10 protein-coding genes and 1 pseudogene are annotated in these 10,149 nt (G+C 34.3%); 7 read left to right on the top strand and 4 right to left on the bottom strand.

Annotated elements, in window-relative coordinates:
• Window positions 1-396 precede the first annotated feature (396 nt).
• The 6 genes from ACH0CI_RS27430 (at window position 397) to ACH0CI_RS27405 (ending at window position 5,675) form a co-directional block, all read left to right on the top strand.
• The gene (locus ACH0CI_RS27430) at window positions 397-1,089 is read left to right on the top strand and encodes a helix-turn-helix domain-containing protein (protein WP_048022402.1); all 693 of its coding nucleotides are present in this window, start codon (window positions 397-399) and stop codon (window positions 1,087-1,089) included.
• A gap of 566 nt (window positions 1,090-1,655) precedes the next feature.
• Entirely contained in the window at window positions 1,656-2,957 is a 1,302-nt protein-coding gene (locus ACH0CI_RS27425; protein WP_243495865.1) for a replication protein, read from the top strand.
• Between the two features lie 108 nt (window positions 2,958-3,065).
• Window positions 3,066-3,848 carry a ParB N-terminal domain-containing protein gene (locus ACH0CI_RS27420; protein ID WP_099000596.1) on the top strand — a complete coding sequence of 261 codons (783 nt, stop codon included), beginning with the start codon at window positions 3,066-3,068 and terminating at the stop codon, window positions 3,846-3,848.
• Between the two features lie 28 nt (window positions 3,849-3,876).
• A complete protein-coding gene (locus ACH0CI_RS27415) occupies window positions 3,877-4,503 on the top strand; it encodes a tetratricopeptide repeat protein (RefSeq protein ID WP_053074092.1) in 627 nt (208 codons plus the stop codon).
• 146 nt (window positions 4,504-4,649) lie between these two features.
• Entirely contained in the window at window positions 4,650-5,123 is a 474-nt protein-coding gene (locus tag ACH0CI_RS27410; RefSeq protein ID WP_053074093.1) for a hypothetical protein, read from the top strand.
• 324 nt (window positions 5,124-5,447) lie between these two features.
• A complete protein-coding gene (locus tag ACH0CI_RS27405; protein ID WP_099000595.1) occupies window positions 5,448-5,675 on the top strand; it encodes a helix-turn-helix domain-containing protein in 228 nt (75 codons plus the stop codon).
• Window positions 5,676-5,694: 19 nt separating this feature from the next.
• Here the strand turns inward: ACH0CI_RS27405 and ACH0CI_RS27400 are convergent, their stop codons facing one another.
• Window positions 5,695-6,210, bottom strand: a complete 516-nt coding sequence (locus ACH0CI_RS27400; protein ID WP_406902577.1) for a DinB family protein — start codon at window positions 6,208-6,210, stop codon at window positions 5,695-5,697.
• 981 nt (window positions 6,211-7,191) lie between these two features.
• On the opposite strand from ACH0CI_RS27400, the gene ACH0CI_RS27395 reads away from it, so the two are divergent.
• The gene (locus ACH0CI_RS27395; RefSeq protein WP_154975091.1) at window positions 7,192-7,665 is read left to right on the top strand and encodes a stress protein; all 474 of its coding nucleotides are present in this window, start codon (window positions 7,192-7,194) and stop codon (window positions 7,663-7,665) included.
• A 260-nt stretch (window positions 7,666-7,925) separates the two neighbouring features.
• Here ACH0CI_RS27395 and lepB read toward each other — a convergent pair whose 3' ends face one another.
• The 3 genes and pseudogenes from lepB to ACH0CI_RS27380 all read right to left on the bottom strand — a co-directional run.
• On the bottom strand, window positions 7,926-8,312 hold the full coding sequence (gene lepB / locus ACH0CI_RS27390; RefSeq protein WP_235907438.1) for a signal peptidase I: 387 nt from the start codon (window positions 8,310-8,312) through the stop codon (window positions 7,926-7,928).
• 299 nt (window positions 8,313-8,611) lie between these two features.
• A pseudogene (locus tag ACH0CI_RS27385) lies at window positions 8,612-8,995 on the bottom strand (SulP family inorganic anion transporter); the annotation flags it as partial.
• Window positions 8,996-9,603: 608 nt separating this feature from the next.
• The coding region (locus ACH0CI_RS27380; RefSeq protein WP_406902575.1) for a BclA C-terminal domain-containing protein at window positions 9,604-10,149 on the bottom strand (546 nt) is incomplete at its 5' end.

Below are 10,149 nucleotides of genomic sequence, written 5' to 3'. Positions count from 1 at the left end.
ACAGTTAGATTTCGTCTCTTTAGCCATCTCTAATCCAAACTTAACAGTCACTTACTATAGATTCACAGTTAGATTTCGTCTCTTTAGCCATCTCTAATCCAAACTTAACAGTCACTTACTATAGATTCACAGTTAGATTTCATCTCTTTAGCCATCTCTAATCCAAACTTAACAGTCACTTACTATAGATTCACAGTTAGATTTCATCTCTTTAGCCTTCTTAAGAACTTTGTTATAATTAACTATGACTTTGAATTGCCTATTCTATCAAAAATAGCAAAAGAACCTGTAAATCTAACAAAAAATCCATTATTAAATCTCTCAAAATTTGATGTCAGTTCTGTTATAATAACAACAAATTTATTGTTATTATAATCGAGAAGAGGAGGGGTTAATTTGAAACAAACTGAGGAAGAATTCAAATTAAGTGAAGTAATAAAACTTACTGGACTGTCTGATCAAACAATTCGAAGATATCAAGAGGACTTTAATATTCAAGGAATTCGTACTCAAGGTGGTCATCGTCGTTTCAAAAGAGAAGAAATTGATATGTTACTTGAGGCTAAGAGATTAAAAGAAGAACATGGTTATTCTATTAAGCAAATCCGTTCACATTTTAATGGAGAAACAACATCAGAGATGTTAGAAAAGAATGAACCTATGAAAACAGTTTTTGAGAAGAAAATACTGAATTTAGAAGAACAATTAGCAGAGGCAACTGAGAAAATTGATTCTATGGTTCAGGTTTTAACAACATTTATGAATCAAAGTGGACAAACAAATCAAAAAATTTTATCTCAATTTCAAGATGTACTAAAGGCACTTCCTGAAACATCTACAACTACAAACAACCAAAGAATCTTGGAAAAAGAGCAACGTCTAAACGAATTGAAAATTAGGAACAAATTAAAAAAAGAAGCCATTGAAAAATGGGGCATTTTACCTGAAGAGGAACGGACTACTACAGTGAAAACTGGTCTATTTAGTTTTAAAAGGGAAGAAAATCATAATAAAAAACGTGCTTTCATCGAAGATTACATAAGTGAACATTTAGTAGATCGACTTGAAAGAGAGTATGACATGAAATAAAATCAATGATTAACCTAATTTTAGTGAAAGATAAAAAATGAAAGAGGCATTGCCCTTAGTTAAGCTGAATTAACTAAGGGCAATGCCTCTTTCATTTGGAAGATTATTTTTATTGAAACTAAAAATTGCACTTTTCATGCTGGTCAAGAGTAGAGAGAAAGATTTTATTTTTCAGATAAATGATTTTAAAATTATTTATTATCTAAATGAAAAAGATTAGCCTAAAATACTCGTTTTGATATATTTTGCTAATTTTTATTGAATTATGAGACTAGTTAACGCTATAATAAAACTAACAAAAAGGACCGGAATAGAAAAAAGACTTCAACTGTTTAAGAAGTGCTGTCAACACTCTTAAACCGTTCACCCTAATTACAGTAGGGAAAACACTTGTCGAAGTCTCTTGTTAATAGAGTTAGTTTTTCTATAAAATAAAACTTATGTTTTTATTTTATACGAAATTGACATCTATTTCAAGGGCTTAGTTCATCAAAATCAAGGCATTGTTTTCCTTTTTCCAGGGAAACAGTGTCTTTTTTGTGTTCCTTAAAGGAGAAGATGAACAAATGACAAAAATATTAACCTGTTATTTAAAAGATGTAGATACCTTCAATGGACGGTTCAAATGGTTATGGACCAACAAGTCCACGCTTCGTAAAAAGAAAGAAGAGTTTTTAGACATTCTTCGTACCCACTTTAAACAACAACAATCAGCTATACATAAAGAGTTTCCTAAAAAGAGAATGGAAATGCTCGATCACGTCATCTATAACCTAGTGGCTACGGGCATTCAAGCGATCCGTTCTGAAACGCTTATGAAGAAATTTAATGTGTCCAAAAGTACCGTTTCTCGTTTTGTACGCTCGTTAAAAGCGACACCGTTTATCATTGTCGCTCGTTACATTAAAGAAGATACAACAGGTACTCATCCTGACAGTTATGTATTTATCCTTAAAAGCCATAAGAACTTTCATCACATTTGCGACGAAATCTTTTTTGCCCATGATACAACAGGAATACAAACGCTTCAACAAGAAGAAATGACCACTCCTGTGACACGTCCTGTGACGTCTCCAGAAAGTGCTGAAAACGTTGATACACGAAGCTTAGAGGCCGATAAATCATCTGATGCCTTTATTAACCTTGATTTACCTGTAAATCATATAAATAATCATTTAATATCTGTTTCACAGTCCTTCAGCTATATCAAAGGTGTGCCTAAGAAAGTCAATCAAGTCTATGCAGGTAAATATGGACATCAACTACAAGACTTTTATGCTCGCATTCAAAATGCTGCAAAAGCAGTAAAAAAAGATACAGACATTAAAATCAAGAAAGAGCAAGTACATGATATTGCGTATACATCCATTGTAGGATTAGATAAATATGTACATGAAGCCAATCAACAAGGCAATCCATTATCCCTACGGGATATGTGTCGATTAATCTATCAAATTGCGAAAAATCAATTCTATGATTTAACAAAGCCTAAAGACCAGGATTATTCATCAGTATACGCAAACCAACAAGAAGTTATACATAACGAAAGCAAAGAAACAACATTAGCTGCTCCAAAACGGATTATCCGCAAGGAACTAGTTCCAAATTGGTTAAAGGCTGAACAGCAGCAAGAAGAAGCTACAAAAGAAACAGAGATTTCTTTGGAACACCAGCTTGAAATGATTCAGTTAAAGCAAGATTTAGGTCAAGAGCTAACACCGGAAGAAGAGAACTTGCTGCAGGAGCACAGCTCTACGTATAGTTTGTTGGAGATAGCTCAGGTAAAACAAGACTTAGGACAAGCTTTAACGCCAGAGGAACAAGACTGTTTACGTCAACACAATCAGTTAAAAGACACAGCTTCCTAATCAAAAAAAGTAGAAATCTCTTAGAAGCTGATGTTTTAATAGAATATGTTTATTTAGAACTATGTTCTAGATAAACAATAATAATTATCTATGCAGGAGGAGACTATTATGCCACATAAAATTACGTTAACCGGCTCAGCCACAGGACCATTACGAGAATATGATCGCTACGTTGCTTTTGATATGCGTGAAAAAGGTTCACCATCTGCGCCGAAGGGGTTAAAGAAGAGTACCTTTATTTCGTATACGGTGTTTGTTGCGAAGAAAGCCTTTAATAAAACAGGGCTTACGAAGAAAAGTATCATGCATGAAAAAATCTTAATTCAAGGGGAACCAACATTAGACATTCCGATTGATGAATGTCCTGGTGAGGTAGGAGTGATCTGTTTCCAGATTACCGTTCTTCCGAATAAAAATGATAAAGAGAAGAATGAGTCAGATGCGAAAAAAGAACCTAAGCAAGAGGCTTCTGCGCCTTCTGAAGCCCAAGAGAAAACGGAATCTACTAAACAGGAAGAGGCACAAGAACCTGTTTCTCAACCTGTAGCAAAAGAAGAGCAGAAAGAAGTAAAGCCTATCCAGCCAGAAGTACAACAAGCGCCTACAGAGGAGAAAAAGACAACACTATCCAACCAACCGAAGGGAACTCAGGATCTATTGAAATTTGATGATATCATCGTTCCTGAAGAGTTCTTAAAGACACGCCCAAACCCTGAAAAAACGCAAAAGGTGATTGATTTTGTGAAGCGTACAGGGCGTTTAGATGAGCCATTGACGATTGAAAAAGGATCGAACGTCTTAAAAGATGGCTATCGTCGTTATGTCGTGGCCAAAACCGTTAAAATGGATAAAGTTCCGGTTACATATGAATATCAAAAGCAAATGAAGTGAAAACAGGAGTGCTGAGGGGGATAACGTTTTGACTCAAAATGAAGAAGAAAATGTGACCAGTGTACAAATGGCCGATATTGTCGATTTCAATGAAAAGAAAGAAAAAAGTAACATCCATGTAGAAGAAGGAATCAAATGGTTAAGGCAAGCTTCCCTAGCTGGAGATAATGGAGCAATGAATGAGTTAGCGTTTCAATTACTAACTGGAAAGCTAGTGAAACAAGATGTTGAGGAAGGTGAAAAATGGCTTAGAAAGTCTGCCGATACTGGTGATCAATGGGCCATGATGGAATTGGGCTATCGCTTGCTTGTTGGGGAAAATTTAGGTAAAAACCAAGCTGAAGGTGAAAAGTGGATTCGAAAATCTGCAGAGTTGGAATATCCAATGGCTATGAGAGTATTAGGATACAGACTACTCGAAGGATTGGATGTAGAAAAGAATGTAGAAGAAGGCGAGTATTGGCTTCGGAAAGCAGCTGACGTACATGAACCAATAGCTATGAGAATATTAGGCTATCGCTTATTAACTGGAAAACATGAGTTGAAACAAAATGTACTGGAAGGTGAAAAGTGGTTACAGAAAGCAGCTGAAGCTGGAGAAACCATTGCGATGAGGGAATGGGGGAAATATTTAATCCATGGAGTTATTAAATAGCTCGACATACAAGAATACTTGCATCAAATACTGACTGTTCTTACATGGGCAATAGAATTATAAAGTATAACATTCCCTCCTCTTATTACTTGAAGGTTTTAACATATACATATCGAATACTTCTTTTGATAAGAGGAGGTGATCATATGTTGAGAGTCATAACCGCAGAAGCAGCATATACCACCGAAGAGTTAGCTGATATACTTGGTTTGCCTTTATCCACGATACGAAAATACAACTTCTATTTTGCCAAAATTGGTGTGCAGTTTACTAAAAAACAAGGTAAATTAGCTTATACAAATGATGATGTTACCATTTTTTATGAACTAAAAGAAGTTTATGCCCGTCCCGAAATGACCTTAGAAAAAGCTGTTATAACCGTTGCAAAAAAATTCAATTTAGTACCAGACACTCCACCAAACATTTCAACTGAAAAACAAAACCTTAGCTTAGAACCACATGAAGTACAAATGAAAAAGATACAAAGCTATATCGATGCAAAATTTGAGGAACGTGACCGCCAATTAATTTCAATGGCTCGCGAAATTCGAACGTTAAAAAAAGCTCAACAACAAAAGAAGAGTTTTTATAAGTGGTTAAAAACCTTTTTTGAGAAATGATTTTCTAGAATGCTATCAGCCTATTATCTAAATGTTTTCTAAAAAGCAAACCCTTTTCCCTTACTTAAAGGAAAAAGGGCTTGTTTATGTAAAGTTTAATTTTGAGGAATACCTATAACAAAGACCGCCCATTACTTATCAGTGTATAAGGCGGTCTTAACTGTATTCATGCTATATGATTATGACCAAAATATCGACAATATGCGTAGAACAACTTGATTTCTTTTATTCTATGTATAAATTCCTTCCTTATGCCTACTTTTTCTCCAAAGATGATTCAAACTGATGAAAAGTGGACAGGCTAACAAATAAGGAGGGATGGTTATGTTCTGGTGGAAGAATCCTAAAAGATCGAAGTTTGGGAGATGGTTAGATCAAGAAGGTATTGCTCAGGTTGATTTTGCAGAGAGAAGTAAAGTATCTAGGAATACCATTTGGCGCATTTGTAACAATAGAGACTACATACCATCACCTGTTGTCATGAAGAAGATCATGAGTACTGTGCGAAGAATGGATAAAAACAAAAATATTCAAGATTTTTTTGATATATAAAAGGCACACAATTGTGCCTTTATCTGTTGTTGGTCTTTAAAAATAGATAAAGACCATAATCGGTTGGAACTGAAGCATATCCCATTTGTCTCAACATGGCTGTAATATTACCACGATGATATGTGCCGTGGTTAACAATGTGAGTTAATAATTCTCTAATGTTTGTTTCCATTATTCCACCGGTTGGATTCTCAATTACAATTGATTTATTTAAGTTTTGTTCTTGGTCGAGAAATAATTTATATCGTTCTGCTAATCCATGAAACATTAACCTCATTTCCTCTAGGTTTTTTCCCTCTGTTTGTTCTTTTTGTTGCTCTGCTAACTTCAACGCGTAATTCATACTTTCACCATAAAAAACTTCTATCCATCCAAGATCAGAAAGATAAACATGAGACAATACAGATGATATCGATGGGAAGACGCTTTCCACTTTCTGTTGGTATGTATCTTCCGGTAATTCTTTTAATCGTTTAAAAATTTGTTCATTTGCCCATACGTGAAAATCAAAAAAATTTAATGTTAAGTTGTCCATATTAAAGTCTCCCTTTTTTTATTACTTCTCTATACGTAGCAATCTTCTTAGTCTTCTACGATTAGCAAAAATCCTTTTTAAGTTATACTGCTCATGTTCATTTAATTAAAAAAGTTATATAAAGTACCTATGAACGTTTTATAATAAACGTTAAATATTAAGTTAACACAAATTCTCTTTATGGCAAACGCAAAGAAGAACTGTACACCTTGCTAATTATATGGAGATGCTTCCTTGGTATAGCGCAGATCTTAACAGCATTAAACAAATTCTATGATTTAATATGTTTCTTATTAGCATGTTCTAAGCATGCGATTAGATTTCAATGTTCTAAAACAAAAATGCATAGCTTAGCTCTAAGTTGTATGGTACAATATAGAACCCTGTAAATAATTTGAACAATATACAAAACTTCAGAAAACCCTGCGTTCTTAGAAATGCAGGGTTTTCTAATGCTTAATTACTGCTTTTGGTTATCTAAAATTTGAAAATGGAATTTATTTCTTTTTGTGGTTATTTGTACGAATGAAGGGGAATCATCATATATGACAACAAAATATAAAGGGGATACGTATTGATGATAAAGTACACATACTGCATTGAACCCCTATTTATTAGGGAGTTAGAACGTTTAAGAGAAGAATACCTACATCTTGAACTCAATGATGTAAAAACAATGTTAAAAGAAGATATTGTACTTTTAGAAAAAGCCATGAATATGTTATCTATTAATAAATCTTTCTAAATAAAGCTAATTTATATTAATCTCTCGCCTAATGTAGTCCCAAAACAATTTCTAATCATATAAAACTATAATATTGTATGAAGTATATAACCCTTTTTTTGTTATAGAGATATCGCTGAGATATTTAAAATATTTTCTCTTTTATTTATCCTTTGTAACTTAATCATACATTTTTGTTTTAAAATGGTAAAAAGGGGTAGTTGTTCTAAGAATCAACTAAAATAGGAGGAGATCAAATGAGAAGAGCGAAACAAGCTGTTGTAGCTTCTGCCGTGGGTATAGCTATGTTAGCGACACCATTAGCTCTACCGAATTTAGGAGATTCTGCTGGTTCCGCAGAAGCTGCAGAAGTTGGAGCAGACGTCGGTATTGATCCAGTAGCAATTGGGCAAGCGATTGCAGACGCAGCTAAAACGGCTGACAATCGAAGTGGATTTGTTAAAGGAGCTATGGAAAAAGCCTTTTTTGGATCCGGTCAACAGTACAACGTAGTGGTGATGAATTTAAGTCAAGGTTATAATTCTAATCAATTACAAGGTGTACAATATTTTGATACTGTAGATTACGATGGTATCACATTCGGGGTTTGGATATTTGAAGAAGGAACGTTTATTAACGAAGGTGACGGGGGATACGATAACTGGGCGTTTAGAGGCTGGTTTGAACGAACGGGGGATGATGATAAGACGGTCAACTTCCATAGACCTTAATTAATCTACATGAAGAGAACCCATTTTGATTAGTTGTTGTCAAAATGGGTTCTTTTTATATGTTCTTGGGCAATGTATGGTAGACGCCTTTAGCTAATATACAGAAGCTTACATGAATAGATAAAAAAGCTCCTTTTATAAAGGGGATATTCTAAATGATCATTTAATCCATTTGAACCTTTTTAATGGCCAATAAGTTAATTTCGCTTTTCCTACAATGTTATTTATTGAGACTGTTCCTATTTTAGGTGATCTACTATCTATGATCTACTATCTATGCTATACATTCTATTATCTCCTAAAACAAATAATTTACTTTCTGGGACTGTTTTACTACCAGTATAATCTTCGAGTCTAAAATATTCAGTTGGCGAACCGGTTACGGTCTCTTTGGTATAAGTGTCTAAATGAGTTTCTTCGTATTTTTCCCAATTTACGTACAGCTTATGGTTACAATATTCTATATGATCACCTGGTAAACCAATTACTCTTTTAACAAGTGGGTGTTGTTTATTAATATATAATACAATTACATCAAATCTGTTGATATTGTTTAATCTAATGGTTTTTCTTCTGAAAATAATACGCTCATTATTTTTTAATGTAGGCAACATGGACTTACCTTCTACTTTTGTAGGAACAAATATAAAGGTCTTAATTAATACTACTAAGATATAGACACAAGCTATTATTGATAGCCAGATATAATAAGTACATCATTCAATTCTTCTCACCTCTACAATTAACACCGTTAGGGATTTATCATAACTTGTCTTGCTATATGACAATTATTTACTATCTCTCACTTTAGAAGCTAATTAGCTACTCTATTGCTGTTACGCTTGTTTTAACAAGAACATAAAGTATGTGTACTTCAATTAATATCTATAAGTACACATACTTTATGTTCAAAAGATACGTCTTCTCTATTTCGAAATCATGTATTTTACATTGTAGTATTTCGCGAAAATCTTTGTTTGCCTTTTCTCTTTCTTATTATAAAATGTACACCAGACAGGCATAATCCAACTGCTATTCCTACGGTCAAGTTTGTAAACACCGTTAACAGAAAGGTTGTGAGTAAAACCAACGAGTGAAACGATTTTTCTTTTACCACCTTTATAAACTGCTCTTTTTTACTTATGTTCCATGCTACCACCATTAGTACCGGCGCAAGACTAGCAAGTGCCACATACGAAGCATAGGGAGCCAGTACCAAGAGTACAATTAAAACAAAAATAGCATGCGTGATGCCTGCAACTGGAGAGGAGGCCCCGTTTTTAATATTGGTAACGGTCCTTGCAATCTCTCCTGCTGCGGTGATACCTGAACCATATTTTCCTTGGCCTTTTCTATTTCTGTAAGTAACGCGTGTCTCAAACGAATCTTACATTCCTTCAAATCTCCTACCACCTACTTACTAATACTGTAAAACTTTCGATATATTTAACAGTAAATGTATTATTTAGCTATTTCAATAGCTAATTTACAAGGTTTTAGATGAATTTTTTTATGAGATGGCCTTACTGGGCTTTAATTTAACGGAAAATAATATAAATTTATCACAATTTTATCTAACTGATAAAAACAATAAGAAAAATATAGAATATTTGTAATAAAATTGTTATAGTTAAATTGCTATGACGTTCACATTTTAACAAGTGTGACATCAGGAAGGCTGCCTCATTCCCTGTTTTGAGGCAGCTTTTTTATCTTATTTACTTGCGTAAGATTATTTTTAATTCCACCAGAAGAAGGCGATGACCATGACCTTGCTTGTTTTGTCTGTTGCGAAGAACTTTTATGTCTCTCCATTAATTCACGAATGCTGCAAATTGTGTGTTATGAACATTATTCTGTAAAACGTGTACCTAATCCCTCTGAAAACCCACTAACTAATTGTTTGTTATTAATTGTTAAGCTAGGTATAGTTTCCCTTTATCCTGATAAACGAATAATTGTCAATGCAGCTCCAGAAGATCCTCCACCCGTCAAAACCACTGTAGCAACTAAACCAAATAATTGAAGAGTAACTGTATTACCTGCAGCTAAAGAAACAATAACATCATTATTGTAGCTTGATACAGCAAGAGCCGGAGTTATTATGGATCCAGGAATTGGAGTTGTTCCATTTAATATAAGCCTGGATCCAGCAAGTAAAGTAGCCGTAGGATTAATTTGGTATGTGATGTAATAACGTCCATTAGCTGGAACTGTAAATGTTGTATTAGTACCATTCACAGTAAAGCTATCGAGATCTTGATTACTAGGGAGTGGAATACTTGTCCCACCTAATAAAACTGCAATAGTACTACCAGTTGTGTTGCCTGCAAACATAGAATTAGTCGTAAAACTTATCCCAGTGGACCCGGTAGAACCTGTAGTTCCAGTGATTCCTGTAGCTCCAGTAGGCCCAGTCACTCCAGCAATTCCTGCAGTCCCAGTAGGGCCTGTAACTCCAGTAATCCCTGCAGTCCCAGTAGG

It is taken from the genome of Priestia sp. 179-F W1.4 NHS (assembly GCF_045369295.1).
GTDB classification, from domain to species: domain Bacteria; phylum Bacillota; class Bacilli; order Bacillales; family Bacillaceae_H; genus Priestia; species Priestia zanthoxyli.
Note: the sequence above shows the minus strand (reverse complement) of the source record. Positions and strands in the feature narration are given on the sequence as shown.

What these genes read in the sequence shown, in the direction of transcription:
- ACH0CI_RS27425 (WP_243495865.1), top strand. Translation starts at nt 1,656, where the DNA reads ATGACAAAAATATTAACCTGTTATTTAAAAGATGTAGATACCTTCAAT.
- ACH0CI_RS27420 (WP_099000596.1), top strand. Translation starts at nt 3,066, where the DNA reads ATGCCACATAAAATTACGTTAACCGGCTCAGCCACAGGACCATTACGA.
- ACH0CI_RS27410 (WP_053074093.1), top strand. Translation starts at nt 4,650, where the DNA reads ATGTTGAGAGTCATAACCGCAGAAGCAGCATATACCACCGAAGAGTTA.
- ACH0CI_RS27405 (WP_099000595.1), top strand. Translation starts at nt 5,448, where the DNA reads ATGTTCTGGTGGAAGAATCCTAAAAGATCGAAGTTTGGGAGATGGTTA.
- ACH0CI_RS27400 (WP_406902577.1), bottom strand. Translation starts at nt 6,210, where the DNA reads ATGGACAACTTAACATTAAATTTTTTTGATTTTCACGTATGGGCAAAT.
- ACH0CI_RS27395 (WP_154975091.1), top strand. Translation starts at nt 7,192, where the DNA reads ATGAGAAGAGCGAAACAAGCTGTTGTAGCTTCTGCCGTGGGTATAGCT.